Annotated in this window: 26 protein-coding genes and 2 pseudogenes; 14 read left to right on the top strand and 14 right to left on the bottom strand. The window is 43.7% G+C overall.

Annotation, left to right across the window (positions count from 1 at the left end; genetic code table 11):
- The first annotated feature begins 94 nt into the window (after positions 1-94).
- Positions 95-331: a YuzB family protein gene (locus AC3WLU_RS06885; protein WP_034310204.1), complete on the top strand. Its 237-nt coding sequence runs from the start codon at positions 95-97 to the stop codon at positions 329-331.
- 353 nt (positions 332-684) lie between these two features.
- Complete coding sequence (locus AC3WLU_RS06880) at positions 685-1,047, top strand: HesB/IscA family protein (RefSeq protein WP_063574759.1); 363 nt, start codon at positions 685-687, stop codon at positions 1,045-1,047.
- An 87-nt stretch (positions 1,048-1,134) separates the two neighbouring features.
- Here the strand turns inward: AC3WLU_RS06880 and AC3WLU_RS06875 are convergent, their stop codons facing one another.
- Complete coding sequence (locus tag AC3WLU_RS06875) at positions 1,135-1,350, bottom strand: Rossmann-fold NAD(P)-binding domain-containing protein (RefSeq protein ID WP_063574760.1); 216 nt, start codon at positions 1,348-1,350, stop codon at positions 1,135-1,137.
- Between the two features lie 216 nt (positions 1,351-1,566).
- Positions 1,567-2,559: an NAD(P)/FAD-dependent oxidoreductase gene (locus AC3WLU_RS06870; protein WP_034310210.1), complete on the bottom strand. Its 993-nt coding sequence runs from the start codon at positions 2,557-2,559 to the stop codon at positions 1,567-1,569.
- Between the two features lie 465 nt (positions 2,560-3,024).
- On the opposite strand from AC3WLU_RS06870, the gene AC3WLU_RS06865 reads away from it, so the two are divergent.
- From AC3WLU_RS06865 to spsC, 4 genes are all read left to right on the top strand, one after another.
- On the top strand, positions 3,025-4,239 hold the full coding sequence (locus AC3WLU_RS06865) for an NAD(P)/FAD-dependent oxidoreductase (RefSeq protein ID WP_063574761.1): 1,215 nt from the start codon (positions 3,025-3,027) through the stop codon (positions 4,237-4,239).
- Positions 4,240-4,441: 202 nt separating this feature from the next.
- A complete protein-coding gene (locus AC3WLU_RS06860) occupies positions 4,442-4,921 on the top strand; it encodes an NUDIX domain-containing protein (protein WP_053537405.1) in 480 nt (159 codons plus the stop codon).
- 107 nt (positions 4,922-5,028) lie between these two features.
- Positions 5,029-5,346, top strand: coding sequence for a YuiB family protein (locus AC3WLU_RS06855; RefSeq protein WP_034310217.1), 318 nt, complete (start codon positions 5,029-5,031; stop codon positions 5,344-5,346).
- A 354-nt stretch (positions 5,347-5,700) separates the two neighbouring features.
- On the top strand, positions 5,701-6,393 hold the full coding sequence (spsC, locus tag AC3WLU_RS06850) for a stationary phase survival protein SpsC (protein WP_048687644.1): 693 nt from the start codon (positions 5,701-5,703) through the stop codon (positions 6,391-6,393).
- A gap of 60 nt (positions 6,394-6,453) precedes the next feature.
- Here the strand turns inward: spsC and AC3WLU_RS06845 are convergent, their stop codons facing one another.
- A complete protein-coding gene (locus AC3WLU_RS06845; RefSeq protein ID WP_492597031.1) occupies positions 6,454-7,242 on the bottom strand; it encodes a cobalamin-binding protein in 789 nt (262 codons plus the stop codon).
- Between the two features lie 9 nt (positions 7,243-7,251).
- The gene (locus AC3WLU_RS06840; RefSeq protein WP_034310222.1) at positions 7,252-7,734 is read right to left on the bottom strand and encodes a divergent PAP2 family protein; all 483 of its coding nucleotides are present in this window, start codon (positions 7,732-7,734) and stop codon (positions 7,252-7,254) included.
- A gap of 268 nt (positions 7,735-8,002) precedes the next feature.
- On the opposite strand from AC3WLU_RS06840, the gene AC3WLU_RS06835 reads away from it, so the two are divergent.
- The gene (locus AC3WLU_RS06835; protein WP_145506548.1) at positions 8,003-9,508 is read left to right on the top strand and encodes a leucyl aminopeptidase; all 1,506 of its coding nucleotides are present in this window, start codon (positions 8,003-8,005) and stop codon (positions 9,506-9,508) included.
- A gap of 63 nt (positions 9,509-9,571) precedes the next feature.
- Here the strand turns inward: AC3WLU_RS06835 and AC3WLU_RS06830 are convergent, their stop codons facing one another.
- The gene (locus AC3WLU_RS06830) at positions 9,572-9,943 is read right to left on the bottom strand and encodes a YuzC family spore coat inner layer protein (RefSeq protein WP_492597030.1); all 372 of its coding nucleotides are present in this window, start codon (positions 9,941-9,943) and stop codon (positions 9,572-9,574) included.
- A gap of 254 nt (positions 9,944-10,197) precedes the next feature.
- On the opposite strand from AC3WLU_RS06830, the gene AC3WLU_RS06825 reads away from it, so the two are divergent.
- The 6 genes from AC3WLU_RS06825 (at position 10,198) to AC3WLU_RS06800 (ending at position 15,082) form a co-directional block, all read left to right on the top strand.
- The gene (locus tag AC3WLU_RS06825; protein ID WP_057278041.1) at positions 10,198-10,947 is read left to right on the top strand and encodes a GTP cyclohydrolase II; all 750 of its coding nucleotides are present in this window, start codon (positions 10,198-10,200) and stop codon (positions 10,945-10,947) included.
- A gap of 14 nt (positions 10,948-10,961) precedes the next feature.
- Positions 10,962-12,056, top strand: coding sequence for a bifunctional diaminohydroxyphosphoribosylaminopyrimidine deaminase/5-amino-6-(5-phosphoribosylamino)uracil reductase RibD (gene ribD / locus AC3WLU_RS06820; RefSeq protein WP_492597029.1), 1,095 nt, complete (start codon positions 10,962-10,964; stop codon positions 12,054-12,056).
- A 23-nt stretch (positions 12,057-12,079) separates the two neighbouring features.
- A complete protein-coding gene (locus tag AC3WLU_RS06815; RefSeq protein WP_492597028.1) occupies positions 12,080-13,177 on the top strand; it encodes an FAD-dependent monooxygenase in 1,098 nt (365 codons plus the stop codon).
- A gap of 15 nt (positions 13,178-13,192) precedes the next feature.
- The gene (locus AC3WLU_RS06810; protein ID WP_034310235.1) at positions 13,193-13,756 is read left to right on the top strand and encodes a 5' nucleotidase, NT5C type; all 564 of its coding nucleotides are present in this window, start codon (positions 13,193-13,195) and stop codon (positions 13,754-13,756) included.
- A 117-nt stretch (positions 13,757-13,873) separates the two neighbouring features.
- Positions 13,874-14,272 (top strand): hotdog fold thioesterase, encoded by a 399-nt coding sequence (locus tag AC3WLU_RS06805; protein ID WP_323596151.1) that lies wholly within the window; start codon positions 13,874-13,876, stop codon positions 14,270-14,272.
- A gap of 90 nt (positions 14,273-14,362) precedes the next feature.
- Positions 14,363-15,082, top strand: coding sequence for an MOSC domain-containing protein (locus tag AC3WLU_RS06800; RefSeq protein WP_492597027.1), 720 nt, complete (start codon positions 14,363-14,365; stop codon positions 15,080-15,082).
- A 53-nt stretch (positions 15,083-15,135) separates the two neighbouring features.
- Here the strand turns inward: AC3WLU_RS06800 and mnhG are convergent, their stop codons facing one another.
- The 7 genes from mnhG to AC3WLU_RS06765 are packed head-to-tail and all read right to left on the bottom strand — an operon-like array spanning position 15,136 to position 20,864.
- Positions 15,136-15,474 carry a monovalent cation/H(+) antiporter subunit G gene (gene mnhG, locus AC3WLU_RS06795; protein WP_048687653.1) on the bottom strand — a complete coding sequence of 113 codons (339 nt, stop codon included), beginning with the start codon at positions 15,472-15,474 and terminating at the stop codon, positions 15,136-15,138.
- Complete coding sequence (locus AC3WLU_RS06790) at positions 15,458-15,730, bottom strand: Na(+)/H(+) antiporter subunit F1 (protein WP_370023645.1); 273 nt, start codon at positions 15,728-15,730, stop codon at positions 15,458-15,460. The genes mnhG and AC3WLU_RS06790 overlap by 17 nt, the downstream gene beginning before the upstream one ends.
- An 11-nt stretch (positions 15,731-15,741) precedes the next feature.
- The gene (locus AC3WLU_RS06785) at positions 15,742-16,218 is read right to left on the bottom strand and encodes a Na+/H+ antiporter subunit E (RefSeq protein ID WP_057278036.1); all 477 of its coding nucleotides are present in this window, start codon (positions 16,216-16,218) and stop codon (positions 15,742-15,744) included.
- A 6-nt stretch (positions 16,219-16,224) separates the two neighbouring features.
- A complete protein-coding gene (locus AC3WLU_RS06780; protein ID WP_492597026.1) occupies positions 16,225-17,706 on the bottom strand; it encodes a Na+/H+ antiporter subunit D in 1,482 nt (493 codons plus the stop codon).
- Positions 17,699-18,040 carry a Na(+)/H(+) antiporter subunit C gene (locus AC3WLU_RS06775; RefSeq protein ID WP_054398868.1) on the bottom strand — a complete coding sequence of 114 codons (342 nt, stop codon included), beginning with the start codon at positions 18,038-18,040 and terminating at the stop codon, positions 17,699-17,701. Before AC3WLU_RS06775 ends, AC3WLU_RS06780 begins: the two co-directional genes overlap by 8 nt.
- On the bottom strand, positions 18,040-18,462 hold the full coding sequence (locus tag AC3WLU_RS06770; protein ID WP_034310256.1) for a Na(+)/H(+) antiporter subunit B: 423 nt from the start codon (positions 18,460-18,462) through the stop codon (positions 18,040-18,042). The genes AC3WLU_RS06775 and AC3WLU_RS06770 overlap by 1 nt, the downstream gene beginning before the upstream one ends.
- Positions 18,459-20,864, bottom strand: coding sequence for a Na+/H+ antiporter subunit A (locus AC3WLU_RS06765; RefSeq protein WP_492597025.1), 2,406 nt, complete (start codon positions 20,862-20,864; stop codon positions 18,459-18,461). Before AC3WLU_RS06765 ends, AC3WLU_RS06770 begins: the two co-directional genes overlap by 4 nt.
- Before the next feature lie 413 nt (positions 20,865-21,277).
- On the opposite strand from AC3WLU_RS06765, the pseudogene AC3WLU_RS06760 reads away from it, so the two are divergent.
- Positions 21,278-21,704, top strand: a pseudogene (locus tag AC3WLU_RS06760) (DUF5366 family protein).
- A 35-nt stretch (positions 21,705-21,739) separates the two neighbouring features.
- On the opposite strand, the pseudogene AC3WLU_RS06755 reads toward AC3WLU_RS06760, so the two are convergent.
- Positions 21,740-22,471: pseudogene (locus AC3WLU_RS06755) on the bottom strand (penicillin-binding transpeptidase domain-containing protein); the annotation flags it as partial.
- Positions 22,472-22,498: 27 nt separating this feature from the next.
- On the bottom strand, positions 22,499-22,687 hold the full coding sequence (locus tag AC3WLU_RS06750; RefSeq protein ID WP_231892149.1) for a hypothetical protein: 189 nt from the start codon (positions 22,685-22,687) through the stop codon (positions 22,499-22,501).
- Between the last annotated feature and the right edge of the window lie 136 nt (positions 22,688-22,823).

Here is a 22,823-nt window from a genome sequence, read left to right as displayed (position 1 = left end):
GATATCTTGAAATAGGCTTATTTTTTATGCGTAAATATTGACTGTTAATGGGAAAAGTAATAAGATGGGTTGTTAGTAACTGTGAGGTGAAACAATGTACCCGATTATTGAATTTTGCGTAAGCAATCTAGCCAGCGGGGCTCAGGAGGCTCTCGAAAGATTGGAGCGGGATCCGAATTTGGATATCATAGAATATGGTTGCCTGGGATATTGCGGCAGATGCTCCAGTAACTTATATGCACTTGTAAACGGTGAAGTGGTTTTTGGTGACACAACGGATGAATTGGTAGATAAAATATATAAGTACATTGATGAATTTGAAATGTCTTAATCATCAACGGCGGATAAAAGGCTGTTCCTGGAAGGGACAGCCCTTTTTTTATCAGTGCTGCAGCAAAGGGTGGGTTGTTTCCTGGGTCAGTTGGAATTCCTGAAAGCGGTCCCTGGCCATCTGGATGAGGGAGGCTTTCCGGGCCTTTTTTGGGGATGCGAATTTTAGGATAAGGTTCAATGAGTTGGTTCATTATACCTATACCTATTGTTGTAGACTAATCTTAGTTGGTAAAATAGGTGGGGGAATATGAATTTTTCCAAGCTGGAAAATTGAGCGCGGGAATTTCTTTGGTATATACTATAAAGAGAAATGGTTCTATCTCACATATTCAGAAGAAGGAGGGATTTATTGTGAGTGAAGTTGTTCAAATAACGGAAGCTGCCGCTTTTCAAATAAAAGAAATGATGAAACATAATGGTGAAGAGGGTTCCTTTTTAAGAGTGGCCGTTAAAGGCGGAGGCTGCAGTGGATTATCCTACGGAATGGGCTTTGAACAAGAGCCCGGAGAAAAAGATAGCCAGTTGGAACAGTTTGAAATTAAGATCCTTGTTAATGCCGAGGATGCAGATATATTGAATGGAACGGTAATTGATTATAAGCAAACGATGATGGGCGGAGGCTTTACGATCGAAAACCCAAATGCCATCGCATCATGCGGTTGCGGGTCTTCCTTCAAAACGGCAAAAAATGCCGGTACGCCGGAGAACTGCTAAGTAAACTCCAATACATCGGAAAAAGGGGGCACTTTAATAAGTGCCCCCTTTTTTGTTTTTTACAAGAGGGATTAGGATGGTCTCATCCTAACACGAGACCAGTTTAATGGCTCCATTCTTATCCACAGCTGTCGTTTTATCCGGCCCAGTTTCGGGTCCGGATCCGGCGGCAAAAATGATGGCTTCCATGTTATCCACTGCTTTATCCACATTTCCCTCTAAATCTGCAAGGATTGGATGCCCGCCCACTTCTTTTATCGTTTGAGCCTGTTCCTCTTTCCTGGTCTTCCCGTATACGGTCATTTGATAATTCCCCAATGATCTGCTTTCCGTTCGTTCCGTTGGCCCCTGCAATTAAAATATTCTTGGATGCATTCCCCTTTCATGGCTTCTTCTACTCTTTACCCATAGAATGAAAAGGGTAAGCGCTGTGGATAACTAATTGAAAAAACTTATCCACAATCATCGAATTGGGGACAAAAAAAACCGGCCATGAAAGCCGGTTTTTGCGTACTATAATTAAAACATGGAAGAACTGTGCATCGGCTGAACTTTTGCTTTTGGGTCAATATATTGTTTGGCATGATTGACGGCAGTGGGTGCCTCACCAAAACCACTGGCAATCAATTTTACTTTGCCATCATAGGTTGCAATATCGCCTGCTGCATAAATCCCCGGGATATTCGTTTCCATTCTGGAATTCACCAAAATGCTGTTCTTCTGGATATCAAGTCCCCATTCCTTAATGGGACCAAGAGAAGAAACGAAGCCGTAATTGACGATGACTGCATCTACATCCATGGTCTCTGTATCGTCACCATTTGTATCCTTGATGACAATTGTATGGATACGTCCGTCTGTACCAATCAACTCTGCAGGTATGTATGGAGTCTTTATTTCCACTTTTGAATTTTTAAGTGTTTCTACACTATGTTCGTGGGCACGGAACTTATCTCTTCTGTGAATGATGCTCACTTTCTCGGCGATCGGCTCCAGCATTAAGGCCCAGTCCACTGCTGAATCCCCACCGCCGAAGACGACCACTTTTTTGCCGGCAAAATGATTGAGGTCATCGATGAAATAGTGAAGGTTGCCGTTTTCATATTTTTTTGCATCTTCAATTTCGATGCGGCGGGGTTGGAAAGCCCCATTTCCAGCTGTGATGATAATCGTTTTGGAGTAATGGATTTCTTTATCAGTCGTTAACTTGAACACTCCATCGGCTTGCTTTTCCACTTCTTGAACGGCTTGCTCCAGGACGACATCCTGTTCGAACTTTGCCATTTGTTCTTTCAAATTATTCACTAGCTCCTGAGCTCGCACTTTGGGGAAACCAGCGATGTCATAGATGTATTTCTCAGGATAAAGGGCCGACAATTGTCCGCCTAATTGTGGCAGGCTCTCGATGATTTTTACGGATGCCTGTCTCATTCCTCCATAAAATGCAGTGAATAATCCAACCGGGCCTCCGCCAATGATTGTAATATCATAAACTTTTTCATTAACTTCCAACGTTATCCCTCCGATATACTAGGTTTGCTGAAATTTATTCTCTTATTTTAACATAGATGATCTTTTAAAAAACGGAGAAAGTTAGAAAAGTGGGAAAGTTTTGACTATATTTGTGCAGTTTCCTGATGAATGCTTTGTATCCGCTTTCAAATCCGGGTGAAATTACCCTTTGCCAATGTTGGGCATATCGTATAAATATGGTCGCAACTGGGTGAAAAGTAATGTTTTTCGGCTATATTTTAACCCGAAAAAGTTAGGTTTGTTACTTGAAAAAGGTAAGGAAAAAGACTAATATTTACTTAGATATCATTTGGTAAATTTTTTATGAATTTTTTATGAAGTGTTACGTGAAATACGTCACAAATGTATAAGAGTGCTTTTTATAATGGAAATTATAAAGATAGACAATATATTTTAGTTATGGAAAGCATCACAAGAAAATATCGTAAAGGTGGAAGAATACTTTTGAAAAAGCCAACAATCGTTGTTTTAGGAGCAGGTTATGGCGGATTGATGACTGTTACTCGCTTACAGAAGGCGTTAGGTCAAAATGAAGCAGAAATCGTATTAGTTAACAAAAATGATTACCACTATGAAACAACATGGCTGCATGAAGCATCAGCTGGAACGCTTCATCATGATCGTGTGCGCTATCCAATCAAAAGTGTCATTAACAGCAAAGTTAAATTCATCCAGGATTCCGTTTTGGAAGTGAAAACGGAGAACAAAAAAGTCATCCTTGAAAACGGCGAAATTTCTTATGATTATTTAGTGATTGGTCTTGGACCTGAATCGGAAACATTCGGAATCCAGGGGCTAAAAGAATATGCTTTCTCTATCTCTAACGTGAATACGGCACGTAAAATCCGTGACCATATCCAATTGCAATTCGCGACGTACAGTACTGAGGCTGAAAAGAATGAAGACCGCTTGACGATCGTTGTTGGAGGAGCAGGATTTACGGGTATCGAATTCCTTGGCGAATTGGCTAACCGTGTCCCTGAACTTTGTAAAGAATACGACATCGATTTCCAAAAGGTCCGCATGTACTGTGTGGAGGCTGCCCCAGCCGTCCTTCCTGGCTTCGATCCGGAATTGGTGGATTATGCAGTATCTTACCTTGAGAAAAAAGGTGTGGAATTCAAAATCGGCACACCGATCAAGGGGGCGACTCCTGAAGGCATCATCGTGGCAAAAGGTGAAGATGAAGTGGAAGAAATCAAAGCGGGCACCGTTGTATGGGCAGCTGGAGTACGTGGAAACTCCGTGATAGAAGCTTCCGGTTTTGAAGCTATGCGCGGACGTATTAAGGTGAATCTTGACATGCGGGCACCAGGGCATGACGATATCTTCATCGTAGGGGATTGCGCTTTGATCATCAACGAGGAAATTAATCGTCCATATCCACCTACTGCACAAATAGCGATGCAGCAAGGTGAGGTCATTGCGAAGAACCTGACTAAATTGGTTCGTAACGAAAGCGACCTGGAAACGTTCACCTTCGAAAACAAAGGAACGGTATGTTCACTCGGTGAAGATAATGCGATTGGTGTTGTCTTCGGCAAGAAAGTTACAGGTAAGACTGCATCATTCATGAAGAAAATGGTTGATAACAGGGCATTGTTAATGATTGGCGGAGCCTCACTTGTTGCTAAAAAAGGTAAATTCAACGTCCTTTAATTTTTTCGATAGATCAATAATGGCCATTTGGGGATTGTCCCTGAATGGCTTTTTCATTGGCAGCCCATCCATCGATGAGTGTGTCATAGCGGAGTATGCAATTTTTTTGTGTGGAATATAATGGGGATGACGAAGTTTGATCAAGGAAATTATCTTTGGCATCATCTTTACTAAATAATGATTGTAGGGGAAGTGGGTTTTGGTGGAACGTTGCAAAAATGTTTGGCTGGCAGTGTCCGGCCTTGTGATATCGGATAAAGGTGAGTGGCTTGTCGTGAACAAAAGGTATGGCGGATTGAAAGGGCAATGGTCGCTTCCGGCAGGTTTTGTAAAAAATGATGAAACCGTCGATGAAGCTGTCGTAAGGGAAGTGCTGGAGGAGACGGGCATTCATACAGAAATCGAAGGCATCGTAGGAGTGAGAAGCGGAGTCATCAAAGGGGATATAAGTGATAATATGTTGATATTTTTACTTAAACCGCTCAGCTTTGAAGTAAATGCTCAATTGGATGAATTATATGAAGCGAAATTTTATCACCCTGATTTACTCATGAAGGAAGGGAAGCAATCGTTACTATTGGAACAGCTTTTAGCTTTTAAAAAGGAAAGAATGCAGACGATGCTTGACGGGTTGAATCCGGGAGATCAATTTGGATATACATCATATAAACTATTCTTGTAATTTGGGTAATTATCTTTTCTTCGGTATTATTTGGTATAAGTCGTTGACGCAGCAATTATTTTTTCAGTAAACTAAAGGTGTCGCTTTTAAGGAGGGTCAAGAATAACATGCCATTGCCTGTTTTAATTATCTCAATACTCTTATTTTTCATATTGTTTTTCGGAATTGGCTTTTTGCTGAATATGCTCTTTCGTTCTTCGTGGATCATGGTCTTCTTATTTCCAATCGTCTTCATCATCATTGTCAATGAAACAAAGCTAATAGAATATTTTAGGAATCCGGGAATATCTTTTTCCAATCTTGGTACGAACCTTACATCCCTGCATACGGCAGACATCATTATTTTATCAAGCGGGCTGCTTGGTGCGGTTTTAGCTGGTGTGGTCATCAGGATTCTAAGGAATAAAGGATATCAAATGTTTTAATAAGGGAAGGGCCGTCATTTATGGACGGTCCTTTTTTTTGTAGGCTGTTTTCGCATACTTTGTTGCTATTTACCAAGTAGTGCGGTGTGGTTGATTTCCCCTCCAGATGCTCGCTTTCCGCGGGGCGGTGAGCATCCTCGGCGTAAACCCTGTGGGGTCTTCACCTGTCCCGCTGCTCCCGCAGGCAGTCTGGCACTTCCGCTCCAATCAACCTTAAATAGTTTCGTTTTAAAAACAACGATCTTTACGAAAAGAGCCTTTTTGTATGAAAAATTGGTTCTTTCCATGCTTTATGAATACTTTCACTCCGTAAAGGGAACAAATATCCTTGTGAGAGGAGTGGAATTGATACATATGAAGATTGTAAAGGCATTATTTTTGAGGGTTGCTATTATCATATTATTTATCTTGGCCATCGAATCGACCTTGAATCATGTTTTTGGGGCAGTTCCTGAAGATCATCCTTTTGAAGAGGCAATGAGACAACATCGAATGCTTGGTCTCGAATATAAAGCGATTCATAGTGGGGGGCAAGTGGCAACGCTAATGGCATCGGCATCTGCGAGCAATGGTCCCACGACGATAGCGGAGGCAATCGAGCTTTCGAAATACCCGAAGCATGAAGTTTTGGCTACAGGATATACAGCAGGGTATGAATCAACCGGAAAGTACCCGGAAAGCCCATCTTATGGAATCACATATTCAGGGGTGAAGGTGAAACGGGATTTGTTTTCCACCATTGCCGCCGATCTTGCCATATTCCCTCTCGGAACCATCCTTTGGATTCCGGGCTATGGATATGGGGTTGTAGCGGACAAGGGTGGTGCGATCAAAGGGAATCATCTGGACCTATACTACGAAACGGTACAGGATGTGTACGAGAACTGGGGAAAGAAAACCCTTGAAGTATATGTTGTCCAAAAAGGGAACGGCGAGTTATCCGAACAACAGTTAAGCAGGTTGAATGAAACCAAGATCAAGCAGGTATTCAAGCCGAAAATCGCTGAGAAAACATTGAATGAGAATGTAGCTTCTTTTGCTTTTTAAAGAGGAAAGTGAAAGGCTGCCTCAATTGAGGCAGCCTTTTCTGTTTCATTTGGGACGCCCTTAGGGCATGCCTTTGTAGGCTTCAGGATGCAGAGTCTTTGCCAATATGGACAGCCCATCCAGCAAACGCGGGGAAGGCCGGCAGAATAAAGGTTCTTCCATGATGTGAATATGGTTATTCCGGACGGCCTTCATATCAGTCCACCCTTGCCGTTTCTTGACAAGCGCCGGGTTTACTTTACGTAAAGGGACACCAACCCAAGCTAAGCAAATATGGTCGGGATCCTTTTTTTGGACCTCTTCGGAAGTGACTTGAATGCTTGCCATGTCGACATCCTGGAAAAGGTTATATCCTCCCGCAAGCGTACTGATCTCGGATAACCAATTAACTCCCCCGGGGCTGAATAAGGGATTAGGCCACCATTCCCAATACAGGGACGGCTTTGTTTCGATTTTATCGGCGATGTTTTTATATTGAAGGATGGCATCACGGAATTTGGCAGCCTGTTCCTCTGCTTTTTCCTTAAGATCCATCGCCTCGCCCAAGGTCAGTAAATCTTTTGCGATATCTTCAAGCGATTGCGGGTTGAAGATGATATGGGGGATGTTCCGTTCTTTTAGCCCCTCAATGTTTTTTTCCATGCCCGGTACACTCAGTGAAGCCAGCACCAAATCGGGTTTTAGTGATTCCACATGATCGATATCGATCGATAAGTCGGGACCCACCTTAGGAAGATGCTGTAGGGTTTCAGGCCAATCAGAGTAGTCATCGATGGCGATCAGCTGATCTTCGATTCCTAGATATGTGCATAGTTCCGTATTGCTGGGGCAAAGAGAGATTATTTTCAAATTGAACACCTACCCTTGAAAGATGAAAAAGTGAAGTGCCAATGCAATGAATACTCCGGTCAAGGCTCCGAAAAATACCTCGATTGGCTTATGGCCCAACAGTTCCTTTAATTGCTGCTGTTTCTGTTTATCTGCTTTTTTCTGCCAGTTCTTTGCTTGCTCGACAAAGGTATTGAAGTCGGTAACGAGCTGGTTCAAGACGGCTGCCTGTTCTCCTGCCTGCCGTCTCACTCCTGTCGCGTCGAACATCGTGATGATTGCAAAGATCGCGGCAACGGCAAATACAGGGGAATCCATTCCGGTTTCGATCCCTACCGCCACGGTCAGGGCTGACACGGCCGCAGAGTGGGAGCTTGGCATACCGCCTGTGGAGTTAATGAGTGACCAGTTTACTTTGCGAAATGCTATGAAGTGGATGGGCACTTTGATGAATTGAGCAAAGAAAATGGCAATCAATGCTGCGATTAAAGGGAAGTTGAGTAATAATTCCAAGAGTATCAGCCTTCTTTCTAGTTATAAGTAAAGATGAAATCCATATATGGGTAAATGCATCCTGTTCGGAATAAGGCCCTTATTATTAGTTCCATTCAGTCCTGTCGATTCCCTGCCGGCATAAGTATAAATATGATCTTTCTTATACTATTACTCTAAAGTCACCCATTCTAAACAATATCCCTTGTTATTATTATTTTCGCGGCTTATTCGAAAATTTTTGAAGATTTCGTTATAATGAATGTAATAGAATGGAGGAGGTATCAGAATGTTCACAGTAAAAAATTCCTTAAATATAGATTTGATTGACGAATGCCTGATTCTAGGCGTATTTGACAGACCCGTAAAGTTCACAGGGATAGGAAAAGAAGCGGATGAACGATTGGATGGCCAGCTGACAGAGTTGGTGAAAGCCGGTGAAATCTCTTCCAAGAAAAAATCAGTGGTCAAAATACATACATTAGGTAAATTAAGCGTAAAGAGATTGATTTTTGTAGGGTTGGGCAAGGAAAAGGAGCTATCTTTTGAAACGCTCCGCGAAGCGTTGGGAAAAGCGCGTAAGACGATTAAAGAATCAAAGATTACGACACTTTCGATCGCGTTGGATACATTCACGACTGAAAATCTGGATGCATTGGATGCAGCGCATGCTTGTTCCGAAGCTTTTGAACTTGCATCCTATAAATTTGACGGATATAAGCAAAAATCGAACCAGGTCGAAAAAAGCCTTGAATCGATTACGGTTTACAGTGAATTTGATCAAGAAGAGGTCGGTGCCGCGCTTCATGTAGGGAGGATCTTCGGAAGGGCGACGAACTCAGCCAGAACATTGGTCAATACACCGGGCAATTTGCTGACTTCCACGGATTTGGCGGATTATTCATCTGCCTTGGGCGAACGTTATGGGTTTGAAGTGGAGATCCTCGAGAAGGAGGACATGCTCAAGTTGGGAATGGGCGCACTCCTTGCTGTCAATAAAGGTTCGGTCGAGCCTCCGAAAATGATCGTCCTGAAGTATCAAGGTAAGGATGAATGGAAGGATGTTATCGGGTTGGTCGGTAAAGGGATCACATTCGATACGGGTGGATACTCATTGAAAACGAAGGCTGGTATCGTTGGAATGAAGACGGATATGGGCGGTGCGGCAGCCGTTTTAGGTGCAATGGAAATCATCGGCGAATTGGGACCGGACCAAAATGTCGTGGCGGTCATTCCTTCCACTGATAACATGATCAGCGGTGATGCATTCAAGCCCGATGACGTGATCACTGCCATGAGCGGCAAGACGATAGAGGTATTGAACACGGATGCTGAAGGCCGTCTGGTTTTGGCGGATGCCATGACATACGCTAAACATCATGGTGCCGACTATCTTATTGACGTTGCCACTTTAACGGGTGGTGTCATAACGGCGCTGGGCATGGATATGACGGGTGCAATGACAAATGACACGGAATTCTATGAGCAAGTGGTCAAAGCCTCAGAGGAGGCCGGGGAGCCCATTTGGAGATTGCCGATTACGGAAAAGGATAAAGAGCGGGTACGCAATAGTAAAATAGCGGATTTGAATAATTCACCTGGAGGGGCGGGACATGCGATCATGGGCGGCGCCTTCATCGGTGAATTTGCCGAAGACACTCCGTGGGTCCATCTGGATATTGCCGGAACTTCCACAACCTCGAGCAACTCCGAATTGTGCCCATCGGGGGCTACCGGTGTCATGGCACGGACGCTTGCACTATTGGTTGAAACCTTTGAAACGAAAACAAGATGAACCCAAATATCCGAAGCCGAAAATAGGCTTCGGTTTTTTTACCAAAAAGGTGTTGGACGGACGTTATGCCTCCCTCCATTTCAAGCTGACGATGATATGGCAATTTTCTTCTCCTGCTTTAGGATAGAAATCAAAACGGATCCCATCGGGGTTATACGTGATATCAGGTTCGTTCTTAATTCCTATCTTTCGGATCATATCGATCACGACATTTTTTTGCGATGCTTGGGCAGCAGTCATCAACCGGTTCGAGAAAGGCTTGGATGCGGCTATGGTATCCATGACCTTTTTTACATCAAGCATCAAAGATTGCGAGGTATTTGCCGATTTGACTAGCAGATCTGGATTGGTTGCCAAGTAGGGACGCAATGTCCGATTCCTGGCGTGAGGCGGAAATAGGATGGGATCATATAAAAAATAAGGGAAATCCTCCAAAAGGTTTCCTTCCTTTCATTAGGTCTGTCTATAGACACGTTTTCGTTATACATTAAAATATGTATAAAGGCCAGCCGATATGATAGAGGTTTGTGAATGACCTTTTTCTGCAAAAAAACTTCTTGAAAATTATGATCAAAGACACACTATTATTTGTAAACTGCTTCATTGACAGGTATAGTGTATAGTAATATACTTACTTACCTAAAGTAAGGAGAAGGCACACTATAAATTATAAAATAGGTGATGTTAACATGAAAATAACCCAGGAAACAAAAGACCTTTTAATAGATAAAATGAATATCATCCAAACCCCCGGTAAAGCTGATATATGCCTTGTGGGACCTGTGAACCTGCCGGTTGAACAAGGAGATTTCTCAACGGTTTTCCAATGGTATACATGGCTTCAGCTTGACGGTGCGGACAATGACAAGGATACGGTGCTTGATTCGCTTTCGGAAGCGAACCTCGCTTTTGGACAGCAATCCTCCGTATTGGTTTATGGTGATTTTGAAAAGTCGGAGGATGCACTTGTCCGGATGCATAGCATCTGCCACACAGGTGATATCTTCGGCAGTAAACGCTGTGATTGCGGCTACCAGCTCCACCAATCGATGAAGATGATAGCCGAGCATGGGTGCGGGGCCATTTTTTACCTTGCGGACCATGAAGGAAGAGGGATTGGCCTGTTTTCCAAATCTCTTGCCTATTTGCTACAGCAGGAAGGTTATGACACGGTCGAGGCGAATGAGGCTTTAGGATTCGAAGACGATACGCGATCTTACGAGGGAGCCATTCGCGTGTTGAGGGAACTTCGTAAGGATCCGGTTACTTTAATCACGAACAACCCCAAAAAGCTGGATGCCCTCATGAAGCATGGACTTGCGGCAAAGGACCATATTCCGCTATGGGGCGGTTTGACGGAAGATAATAGTTTCTATCTCGATACAAAGGTCAAGAAGTCTGGACATATACCCACAAAGAAGCCAACTTTGATTGTATAAAGGAGAGCTATAGAATGAATGATGATCAATATTACATGAAGCTGGCACTGGATTTGGCAGCCAGTGCTAAAGGAAAGACGAATCCAAATCCAGTGGTCGGGGCAGTCATAGTGAAAGACGGTGTGATAGCCGGGACAGGGATCCACCGTAAAGCGGGTGAACCGCATGCGGAAGTACATGCTTTTAAAATGGCGGGTGAGTATGCAGAAGGTGCAACACTTTATGTGACTCTTGAGCCTTGTTCCCATTATGGAAAGACACCTCCTTGTGCAAATTTGGTGAAAGAATCAGGTGTCCGGCGAGTCGTGGTTGCGACTCAAGATCCGAATCCGGAAGTGGCCGGCAGAGGAATATCGATCATAAAGGATGCAGGCATTGAAGTTGAAGTCGGCGTCCTGGAAAAGGAAGCTCAAAGGCTGAATGAGCGTTTTATTCACAATATGCTGACGGATCGTCCATTTGTCATATCGAAGTATGCGATGACGCTCGATGGAAAACTTGCAACCCACACAGGCCATTCAAAGTGGATAACAGGGGAAGAGTCACGTCATTCCGTTCATTTGCTCCGTGATGAGGTGGATGCCATCCTAGTTGGTATCGGGACTGTGTTGGCCGATGATCCATCACTGACGACCAGACTTCCGGAGGGCAGAGGGAAAAATCCGATCCGGATCATTTTAGACAGTGAATTACGGGTTCCATTGGATGCCAAAGTTGTAGAGGTATCAGATGCGAAGACCTTGATCGTAACGCAGGAAAATGCACCTGCGGATAAAATGGACCTTTTACGTGAAAAAGGGATCGAATTCATTTTCGTCCCCAAAAACGAGACGGGACTGAATCTAACGGCATTAATGGAAGAGCTGTATAAAAAGGGGATTACGGATGTCTTGCTGGAAGGCGGAAGCGAAGTGAATGCCTCATTCCTTAGGGAAGGGCTCATTAATAAATACTTGATTTATATAGCCCCTAAACTATTGGGCGGCAGAAACTCACTGACACCGTATACTGGCATGAATGTGGATACGATGGATGAAGCGATGGATGTTTCCTTCTCTGGCGTGGAAACGTTTGGTGAGGACATACGCATCACGGCTTATCCTAAATAAAAATAGACAACAGGTGAAGAGGCATGATGGTTAAATCAGATGTATGCATAGTCGGTTCAGGTCCTGGAGGTGCCCTGCTGGCTTACCTATTGGCCAAGCAGGACATTTCAGTCGTATTGCTTGAAAGGCATTCTGAAGTTTCAAGGGAATTCAGGGGCGAGTTCTTGAACGATGAAGGAGAGGGCATTCTTAAAAAGCACGGTTTATTCAATAGTGTGGAAAAACTTGGCTTGCTTAGGATGGAACAAATTGAATATTGGCATGACGGCCAAATATTCAAAAGCATTATCCCGGAATGGCCAGTCGATCATGTTGGGATCCATGTCCCTCAAAACCATCTGCTTAAAGCCATATTGAATGAAGCTGAAAAGCTGGACTCCTTTCAATTGATGATGAATACGAGGGTTACCGACTTGATGCAGAATGAAATGGGCCGTTTTACGAGTGTCAAGGCCCGTAATGACGGAAATGACCTTGAAGTGCAAAGTCCATTGATAATCGGAGCGGACGGCAGGTTTTCCATCGTTCGAAAAAAAGCGGGAATACCAGTCGAGATTAAAGGTCATGGCTATGATTTACTGTGGGCAAAAATTCCTGCTCCGGAGGGGTGGAAGCCTTCGATCAAGATGGCATTGGTCAATGGCTCCCAGGTTGCCCTCTTCACCCAGGCCGGAGGTTTCATCCAAATTGGATGGAATATAGAGCATGGTTCATTTCCCCATTTGCGAAAACAGCATTTTGAACCATTCATTGAAGATTTGCTTCTTGCCTTTCCTGAATTAAAAAAGGTTGTATGTGAAAATATCCGCTCTTGGCAGGACTTCATTTTATTGGATGTTTACAGCAGCTATTGTGAGACGTGGACAAAGGATGGCGTAGCTTTATTAGGTGATGCAGCCCATACGATGACGCCTACAGGTGCGTTCGGACTCAATTGTGCCATGAAGGATGCCGATATATTGGCCGAGCTTATTTCTGGATGCATCCTGCAGGGGGATACTGGCTTCCTTGGACTTAAAATTGCTGAGCCAAAAAGAAAAGCCGAGATTGAAAGATTACAGGCCATTCAGGTGGACAAGGAGATGTCCTTCGCATCACAGTTTGCTGCCGCTTATGTTTGAATAGGAGTGAAGGATATGAAATTCGGTTTTGATATTGACGATACCCTTATTAACTTGAGGGAGTTCGCGTTCCATCTTTATAATGAAAAGCTTAATACGAACATAGAGTTAACGAAATTCAGGGCATTAAAGACGTTGGAGATCCATGAAGCTTTCGGGCTTGATAAAGAGGCTGGGGGCAAGATGTGGAACAGCCTGGCCGATGAAGTGTATTATTCATCCTGTCCAGCCTTCGAGGGCGCAGTGGAAACGCTGCAGGAGCTTGAACGCGATGGCCACGAAATCTATTACATCACCGCCAGGAAAGCGGAGCATGGTGAACGGACGAAAAAATGGCTGATCGAAAACGGCTTCCCGGTTAAGGATGACCATTTTTACTGCGGGATGAAGGATCATGAAAAAATTGATACGATCCGCAAATTGGAATTGGATTATTATTTTGATGATAAACCGGCAGTGCTGGAAACGTTATTGGATATTCCAACGAAAGTGTATGCAATGGATAACTCCTATAACAGGGAATTGGATATTCCGAGACTGACAAGCTGGTTTGAATTAAAAGAAATCCTCTCCAAATAATACATTTACATTATTGAAGGATGACTTGATAGACTTGAGTCATCCTTTTTTTGTATACTAATATGAATAACGGTTCATTTTTTTTGCTAAAAAAACAAGAGAGTCGGGGGTAATGGGATGGAGAGAAATATTGAAAATTCATTGATAGGCACGCTTGGGATTGAAATGAAAGAAGTGGGCGAGGGGAAAGTCATTGCGACGATGCCTGTGGATGAACGCACTAGGCAGCCGTATGGTTTATTGCATGGGGGAGCGTCCGTTGCGCTTGCGGAATCCGTTGCAAGCTTTGGAGGGATGATGCTGGTAGATCGTACAAAACAAGCTGTCGTCGGCCTTGAAATCAATGCCAATCATGTTAGGGGCGTCCGTTCAGGTGTTGTTACCGCAGAGGGGAACATCATCCATCGCGGGAAGACGACGATGGTGTGGGACGTGAAGATCCGTGATGAAGAGGATCATCTTATCTGCATTTCACGCTGTACATTGGCCGTTATCGACTTACCGAAGTCAAAGTAAATCAAAAGAACAATCGCAATTTGGCGCAATGATTCTATCCGGTTTACGTATAAGATGGCAGTGGACTATTGTATGAAAAGAGGTTTTTCTATGCTGGTGGGTCATATACAAGAAATCACCCGTCATCCTGTAAAATCATTCACTGGTGAACAGGTACAGAAAACGAAGGTGATGGACTATGGACTTTATGGAGATCGCAGCCATGCCTTTAAAGGCAAAAATGGGAAGTTCCTGACGATAACTCAAGTCCCGGAAATGGTCCGATATCAAGCTGCTTTTTCTGGTGAGGAAGCACTTGACCAATATCCGGAAATCCAAGTGAAGACCCCTTCTGGAAACGTTTTGACATGGGGAGAGCAAGCCTTTCAGGAGGAAATGGAAAGGTTGTTGAAACAGGAGGCAGCACCAGTTGTTTATCATCCTTCCCATATTCCGTTAGGTGCGATTGAAGAAGAAAACATCCTGCTTGTCAGTGATGCCTCGATTGGCGAATTGACAAAGCTTTGGGGAAAAGAACTGGATGGCAGGAGATTCAGGCAAAATTTGATTATATCCTTAGTGAATAAAACCCCCTTTTTAGAAGAGCAATGGTTCGGAAAAAGGATTCTAATCGGAAATGAAGTGGAATTGGAGATCAAAAGGCATTGTGAGCGCTGTATGATCATAACTGTCGATCCAAGCGATTCACATAGAGATCCATCACTGCTGAAAACTGTCGTCAAGGAAAGGGAAAATCATTTTGGCGTATATGCCTCGGTCATGCAAACAGGTGAAATCAGAGTGGGCGATGAGGTATTTTTAAAAGATTGAAACAGAAAAGAGCTGCTCCTGTAATCAGGGCAGCTCTTTTTCAATAGCAGGAATCACCGGGTTTTCTTTAAATCATCCTGGACACTCCGATCCCACATTTTTACGCCAGTATGATAAGCCGAGCGCATGATTAAATGTCCGGCAACAGGACTGGTCATGAAGATGAAGATGATCGCGAGCACGACCCGGAAATCGAAATGGCTATGTTTATAATAAAAATATAACAAGGTGCCGATCAGGATGAACATGATTCCAAGTGTCGAGCTTTTTGAGGCAGCGTGATTTCTTGTATAGACGTCGGGCAGCCGGATGATGCCGAAAGCCGAGACTAAAAAGAGAAAGACTCCCATTAATAGGAATAGGGCCGATAGGATTTCAACGATTGCGGTCATCTTCGATTATCTCCCCTTTCTCAAGGAATTTGGCGAAAGCGACCGTTCCGATGAAAGATAGGATTCCGAGCAGAAGAATGGCTTCCAGATATGCGCTTGTATCCATGACGATGGAGGCAAGTGCAACGATTGCGATAAGATTGATTCCCATTGCATCGAGTGCGATGACCCGATCCGGTACGGAAGGCCCTTTGATTAAACGGTATAAGAATCCAATCATGGAAAGCGAAACACCGAGCAACGCGATTTTAAGCATTAGATCGAACATTATTTGCCCACCTCCATAATCGCTTTTTCAAATGTATTTTTAATGCTGTCCACAGCCTCTTCCTTGTCGGCAATATCCATCGCGTGGATATAAAGAATCCGATTATCTTCCGAAACTTCAACGACAAGTGTTCCTGGTGTAAGTGTAATTAAATTCGATAGTATCGTAATTTCCCAATCCTTGGTCAGCACGGTTTCAAATGCGAATATGCCAGGTTTCATATCCAGGCTCGGTTTAAGCACGGCCTTAAGGACGCTAATGTTGGAAAGTATGAGTTCCCTTGCGAATATGAGCAGCAATAGAACGACGGCATTCACCCTTTTCAAGTAAAAACGATCATTGAAAAAATGACGGAAGACGAACATGATGCCGAGCCCCAATATATATCCGATGATAAAAGTGCTCCCGTTAAACTCATTTTTTAAAAACATCCAGATAAACGCAAGGAACACATTCAGTAAAATTTGGAATGACATCAGGCACTACTCCTTTAAAACCGCTTTGTTATAGATTTCGGGATTCATTAATGAATCTACAGCTTGTGTAATGTATGGGTAAACCGATTCTGTCCCTACTCCGAATAAAACGGAAATGATGACGAGGAGGACTGCAGGAACCAGCATTTTATTGACCTTTCCATTAGTTAAGGCATAATCAGCTTTTGGAGTTCCCCAAAAGCCATTCATGAATATTTTCATGACGGAATAGAGGACCATCAAGCTTGAAATTAAGACAACGGCCATTCCCAAGTATGCCCCTTTTTCTGCAGCTCCCTGAAGAATAAGGAGCTTGCCGGCAAAACCGCTGAACGGCGGGATTCCCGCCAATGATATGGCCGCTATGAAGAAGGTCCATGCAACGGTCGGGTATTGCTTGATCAAGCCGCCCATGTCCCGTAAATCATCCGATCCGCTGATTTTGATCATGATGCCTACCAGCAGGAAGAGTGCAGCCTTGATCAGCATGTCATGAATGATATATAGAATGGAACCCGATAAGGCTTGTTCATTCATGACGGAGATGCCGAATAGAATAACCCCGACGGCGATGATGATATTGTAAATGATGATTTTTTTTAAATCCCAATAAGCTATCGCACCAATGACACCGATGATGATGGTCAAGATTGCAAGTATCGCCAGGAATGTATGGGTGAAATCCTGGTCATGATAAAACATCAGTGTATAGGTTCGGAAAATGGAATAGATTCCGACCTTTGTCAGCAATGCCGCGAATAGAGCCATCACTGGAATGGGCGGAGCATAATAAGAACCAGGCAGCCATTGGAAAAGCGGGAAAATGGCTCCCTTCAAACCGAAGACGATCAGAAAGCCAATCGCTATCACCGAGATGATTCCAGGCTGGTTGACCTCCGTTATCCTTTGACTGATGTCCGCCATGTTCAATGTTCCTACGACTGAATAAAGATAAGCCACCATGATGACGAAAAAGGAAGAGGATAGTACATTGACGATGATATACTTCAATGATTCCCTCAGCTGGATTTTCGTCCCTCCGAGTACAAGCAGCACGTAGGAAGCCATCAGCATGACTTCGAAGAATACGAATAGATTGAAAAGATCCCCCGTAAGGAAGGCGCCGTTCACCCCGATCAGCAAAAATTGAAATACAGGATAGTAATAATGTCTTTCCCGTTCTTCCCCTATGGAGTATAACGAGTAAAGCAGTATGGCCAATCCAATGATATTCGTGGTCAGTACGAGCAGCGAAGATAGCATATCTGCGACGATCACGATCCCGAATGGCGCATCCCAGCTGCCGACGCCTAAAGTCAAGATGCCTTGATTATGGACCGTAATCACTAGGTAAAAGGAAATTACAATTCCGATAAGAGAGGAAAAAAGCGATATCCCTCTTTGCAGCTTGATCTTTTTTGCAAAGAATATGAGCAGGATGCCTGTGAAAAGCGGCCATAAAACAGGCATGAAAGTAAGATTATTCATTCGTTTCCGTACCTCTCATTTCTTCCATGTCATCCGTACCGAGTTCCTGGTAGGTCCGATAAGCAAGTACCAGCAGAAATGATGTGACTCCGAAACTGATGACGATTGCCGTCAAGATAAGCGCTTGCGGAAGCGGATCGACATAGGATGCAGCTTCATCACTCAGCAATGGAACGGAACCGCCTTTCAAACCGCCCATCGTCAAAATCAAAAGGTGGGCGCCGTGACTGAGCAGCCCGGTACCGATTATGATTCTTAAAATGCTTTTGGAAAGCATTAAATAGGTCGCACACATAAATAGTATTCCAATGACAATGGCCATTAAAAGTTCCATTATTCACTCTCCCCTATCGTTTGAATAATGGTCATCGTTACACCAACAACCACAAGATAAACACCCAGATCAAAAAGTACCGCAGTATGAAGCGAGATGTGCCCAAGAAGCGGTAAATCAACGTATTGATATACATGTGTCATGAGGGGCACCCCGAACACCAGCCCACCGGCCACGGTCAGGCTTGATATGAACAGGCCTGAACCGATCATTAACTTATAGTCAATCGGCAAAATGCCGGTGACGGTTTTAATGTCGAAAGCGAGCAACAGCAGGACTATGGCGGCTGAAGTCATTAAACCGCCGACAAACCCGCCGCCTGGCGAATAATGCCCGCCTAAAAAGATGGCTACCGCAAACAGCAAGATAACAAAGGCGGCGACTTTCGTAACCGTTTGGAGAATCAGGTCATTTTGCTTCATGATTTATCTTTCCCCCCTGTCAAACGCAATTTGATCATCGCGAATATTCCGAGCGCAGCGATGGAAAGGACAGTGATTTCAAACATCGTATCAAGTCCGCGGAAGTCAACGAGAATGACATTTACGACGTTTTTCCCGCCTGCCTCCTTATAAGCATTTTCAAGATAGTAACTGGATATGGAATCAAACAGTTTATTGCTATGTGCCGATAAGGCGATCAATGTGACGATGACTCCTACACCAATGGATATCATGGCATTATTCAACTTGAACGTCATCCGTTCTTCCTTTCTGCTTGCCATTAACGGGAGGTGGAAGAAACAGAGCAAAAACAGCGATACCGAAATCGTTTCGATGACTAGTTGAGTCAAGGCTAAATCCGGTGCCCGCAGCAAAACGAAAAATAGGGAAATCGTATAACCGACGGCTCCTAAGATGATAATGGAAGTTAAACGGGATCTTGCAAACAGAATGGCGACCGAGCCAATCACGATGATTCCAGCTAATACCAATTCATATATGCCGATCGGGGCAAAATTCCCTGTATCCAATTTAAATGCATCCTTCCAATAGAGCGTAAAGCCCAAGGAAAATATGAAGAAAAGGAAGATTGAAAGCAGATACGTCCGAATCGAACCTGTCATTAATACTTTCATGACGAAGGAAGCTGAACGTTCGAGCCCTCTTACCACGTTATCATACAAAGCATTCAGGGAGATGCGTTCAGGAATCCACTGAGTGACTTTCTGCCACTTCGGAAGCGTTTTGTATAATAGAATTCCAAATGCTATGATGCCGATGGTCATCCATACTTCAGGTTCGAATCCATGCCAGAAGGCGATATGGACTTGGAAATCCGGTCCCGCCAAGCTTGGCTGTATGCCGGCTACAGCAGGTTTAATGATGGATGAAGACAGCAAGTTTGGAAAAATCCCGAAAATGATGACCAACGAAGCAAGGATGATCGGGGATATTAGCATCCCGGCCGGTGCCTCGTGGGGCTTCCTTTCCAAAAGTTGTAACTGAAGTTTGCCAGTAAAGGGTTTGAGCACGACAATCATGCTATAAATAAAAGTGAATACACTGGCTACCCATGCAACCACAGGGAACAGGACCCCCCATGTCTCCATATTGAAGATATCCAATTCCAATACATTCACCATGCTTGCCAGGAACATTTCCTTGCTCAAAAAACCATTGAAGGGCGGAAGTCCAGCCATTGAAAAAGCACCTATCACAGCGACGGTGAAAGTGATCGGCATCAACTGCATCAATCCGCCAAGCTTTCTGATATCACGCGTACCGGTTTCATGATCAATGATGCCTGCAACCATGAATAGGCTCCCTTTAAAGGTCGCATGATTAATCAAGTGGAATACTGCTGCAACCGTGGCTGCCAAGTATATATTTTCCCCCAACGTTTCATAGTGGAGTGCCGCAGCTCCAAGCCCCAAAAGCGACATGATCAATCCGAGCTGACTGATGGTGGAAAAAGCGAGAATCCCCTTCAAATCAGTCTGCTTGATTGCAAAGAATGAGCCCCAGAACAGGGTGATCAATCCGGCGATCGAAACGAGCCAGAACCATAATCCTGATTCTGCAAAAACAGGGCTTAATCGGGCAACCAAATAAATGCCAGCCTTGACCATTGTGGCGGAATGAAGGTAAGCACTGACCGGAGTAGGGGCTTCCATCGCGTCAGGAAGCCAAATATGGAACGGGAACTGTGCGGATTTAGTGAACGCGCCAAGCAGCACAAGCAAAAGTGCAGGAACGAAGAGCGAGTGTTCCATAAGTTCCCCGCTTTGGGCAATCAATTCACGTATGCTGAATGTGTTCCCCATAATGGAAAGGAGAATGATGCCTCCAAGCATGCTTAAGCCTCCAAGTACAGTGATCAGCAGCGATTTCTGCGCCCCGTAACGTGAACGCTCCCTCTCATTCCAATATCCTATCAATAGAAAAGATGATAAACTCGTGAATTCCCAAAACGAATAAAGGACTATTAGATTATCGGAAAGGACGACACCAAGCATCGCCCCCATGAAAAGCAAAAGGAAGACGTAAAATTGGTTAAGCTTTTCTTTCTCCTTCGATAAATAGAAAATTGAATAAAGAACGACGAGTGAACCAATACCTGTAATGAGCAAGGCAAACAAAAGCCCTAGTCCATCGACATAGAAATCAACATCTATTCCGAGAGAAGGAATCCATGTTGCGCTTTCCATAACGATATCCCCTTGTTTGGTCAAGGAAATGAACCTTGAAAAATAGGTGAAAAGGAGAATCGGTAAAATCAATACAAACCAACCTGTATGTATTTGTCGAAATAGTTTGTACAATATTGGTACAATAAGTGCTAATAGAAACGGTGATAATACCGCCCAATGAAGTAAAGACATAAACTCCCCCCTTTTTTAAAAAACGAAGTCAGTCGTCTTATTATGCTTTTTTCACGCAATCCTAGACGTTAGGAAATCTTCGTTGAATATGTATTTTTTTATCGAATGCTTGCCTCGCTTAAAAGTATAACGTAATTTATGAGGGTTTGCATGGCTTTAAAAACGGTGAAGGTCAACTAGAATGATGTTTTATATATAGGTAGAAAAGGAGGGGGAACCGTCCTGAAAAATATATTAAAAAAAGTTTTTCAACGGTGAATGAGCAGAGTATCCATTGTGAAATATTGGATTATATTGCATAATATAGGATAAAAGACACATTGATAGAGAAATCATGTAAAACACTTTTTTATTTAGCTATTTGCCAATCATCAATCCTGTTATTCAGCCTCTCCTTTGCCATTTATGGGGAAATGCAAATGCTCAAGTTATTTGGAAATTTGGGAATCTATCAAGGGATACTGGAATTCTTTTCTGAAGCCGGCATCAAGCTGGCGCTGCTGATCGTATTGCTCCTTTTATTCTTCATGGTTTTTGCTGCATTGAAGCTGATCTCCAATACGATATTGGAGCTGTCTTTATTTTTCTTTTCCAAGGATTCGGAGGGTAAAGCCCTGAACAGTGTAAGAAAGGGGTCTGTCATTTATGTGATTGGCGGTGCCTGTTCATTGTTCAGCGTTCAATTCATCTTCGGGCTTGGGTCGATCTTTATCGCGACGAATGTCGTGGCTAGTGGGATTGGTCTTCTTTCCGATCTTCGTTTGGACGGCATTGATTTCAATAGTCGCTTATGCGGGATTGAAGCTTTATAACAGCTTCATTGCAAGTCTTCCCATATAGCGAAAAAGAAGGTGCAATTGCGGCACCTTCTTTTTTCACTCGGCAGTCTGGCTGATATCTTTCCAAATCAATAGATGGGGTGAATGTGAATAAATGGATTGTAGATTGGATGGCTTGTCCCTTCCAATCCAAACGCCTGTTGTATAGTTTGCTGTCAGACCGACAAACCACATGTCTTTGACATCATTGGTCGTACCGGTTTTACCGCCGACATAATCTGTAGGAAAGTAGGCTTTTCGGGCTGTCCCGGAAAGCGTTGTTTCAGGGAGCAGCTGCCGCATCTTGGCTACGGTGCGTTTGTTCCATATCTCCTTGGAGCGGTCTTTCCATTTATAAAGGACTTTACCTTCTTGGTCGGTGACTTTTGTAATGGCTCGTGCTGGCTGATAGTTTCCGTCATGGAAAGAAGTATAAGCATTTGTGAGTTCAAGGGGACTCATGCCATATTCGAATCCGCCTATGGCCGAACTCGTATGGCGGTCTTTTTTGCTGACTTTTCTAAAGCCAAAAGCATCCAGGTACTTGAAACTCGTTTCCACCCCCATCTTTTCAAAGAGTCTTATGGCGGGTGTGTTATACGACTGAGCAAAGGCAGTTCTTAGTGTGACCATCCCATAGCTGTCTCCGCTATAATTTTTTGGACAATAGCTATTGCTGCAATAGCTTGCTCCGCTAACGAGCTGATTAATGTCAGCATCCGTTTCTTCTAAATAGGGAGCATAATCAAGAAGCGGCTTAATCGCAGACCCTGGCTGCCTATAGCTTTGGTATGCCCTATTGAAAGAATTTTTTTTTTAATCTTTTCCCCCAATCAAAGAGACAAGCTCGTGCGTATGATGCTGTATAACCACTAAAGCTCCCTCGATATCATTGACACCGATTTTTGATTGTACAGCAGTCTTTGATTGTGTTTGCAGTTTAGTATCGAGTGCGGTATGGATGGTTACACCGGAATTCAAAAGCTTTTTGACCTTTTTATCCAACTCGGCTTCCGCGTTCTTACGTATAGTACATCAGTGCTTTGCAGAGATTTGTCGAGACCCTCGGAGGATGCCACCAGGTTTTTCAATTCCTGATGAACATATGTCACGTAATCGGGATATAAGTCGACCGGGATGG

Source organism: Peribacillus sp. FW305-BF15 (assembly GCF_058783805.1).
The sequence above is the reverse complement of the archived record's forward strand: the minus strand, read 5'-3'. Positions and strand labels throughout refer to the sequence as shown.

Bases quoted from the DNA above. Each gene is read 5' to 3' on its own strand.
- ribD (WP_492597029.1), top strand. From the start codon at position 10,962: ATGAATGATGATCAATATTACATGAAGCTGGCACTGGATTTGGCAGCC.
- AC3WLU_RS06770 (WP_034310256.1), bottom strand. From the start codon at position 18,462: ATGAAGCAAAATGACCTGATTCTCCAAACGGTTACGAAAGTCGCCGCC.
- AC3WLU_RS06835 (WP_145506548.1), top strand. From the start codon at position 8,003: ATGTTCACAGTAAAAAATTCCTTAAATATAGATTTGATTGACGAATGC.
- mnhG (WP_048687653.1), bottom strand. From the start codon at position 15,474: ATGACCGCAATCGTTGAAATCCTATCGGCCCTATTCCTATTAATGGGA.
- AC3WLU_RS06810 (WP_034310235.1), top strand. From the start codon at position 13,193: ATGAAATTCGGTTTTGATATTGACGATACCCTTATTAACTTGAGGGAG.
- AC3WLU_RS06780 (WP_492597026.1), bottom strand. From the start codon at position 17,706: ATGAATAATCTTACTTTCATGCCTGTTTTATGGCCGCTTTTCACAGGC.
- AC3WLU_RS06855 (WP_034310217.1), top strand. From the start codon at position 5,029: ATGCCATTGCCTGTTTTAATTATCTCAATACTCTTATTTTTCATATTG.
- AC3WLU_RS06825 (WP_057278041.1), top strand. From the start codon at position 10,198: ATGAAAATAACCCAGGAAACAAAAGACCTTTTAATAGATAAAATGAAT.
- AC3WLU_RS06785 (WP_057278036.1), bottom strand. From the start codon at position 16,218: ATGTCATTCCAAATTTTACTGAATGTGTTCCTTGCGTTTATCTGGATG.
- AC3WLU_RS06805 (WP_323596151.1), top strand. From the start codon at position 13,874: ATGGAGAGAAATATTGAAAATTCATTGATAGGCACGCTTGGGATTGAA.
- AC3WLU_RS06775 (WP_054398868.1), bottom strand. From the start codon at position 18,040: ATGGAACTTTTAATGGCCATTGTCATTGGAATACTATTTATGTGTGCG.
- AC3WLU_RS06885 (WP_034310204.1), top strand. From the start codon at position 95: ATGTACCCGATTATTGAATTTTGCGTAAGCAATCTAGCCAGCGGGGCT.
- AC3WLU_RS06800 (WP_492597027.1), top strand. From the start codon at position 14,363: ATGCTGGTGGGTCATATACAAGAAATCACCCGTCATCCTGTAAAATCA.
- AC3WLU_RS06875 (WP_063574760.1), bottom strand. From the start codon at position 1,350: ATGACCGTATACGGGAAGACCAGGAAAGAGGAACAGGCTCAAACGATA.
- AC3WLU_RS06790 (WP_370023645.1), bottom strand. From the start codon at position 15,730: ATGCTTAAAATCGCGTTGCTCGGTGTTTCGCTTTCCATGATTGGATTC.
- AC3WLU_RS06765 (WP_492597025.1), bottom strand. From the start codon at position 20,864: ATGTCTTTACTTCATTGGGCGGTATTATCACCGTTTCTATTAGCACTT.
- AC3WLU_RS06815 (WP_492597028.1), top strand. From the start codon at position 12,080: ATGATGGTTAAATCAGATGTATGCATAGTCGGTTCAGGTCCTGGAGGT.
- spsC (WP_048687644.1), top strand. From the start codon at position 5,701: ATGAAGATTGTAAAGGCATTATTTTTGAGGGTTGCTATTATCATATTA.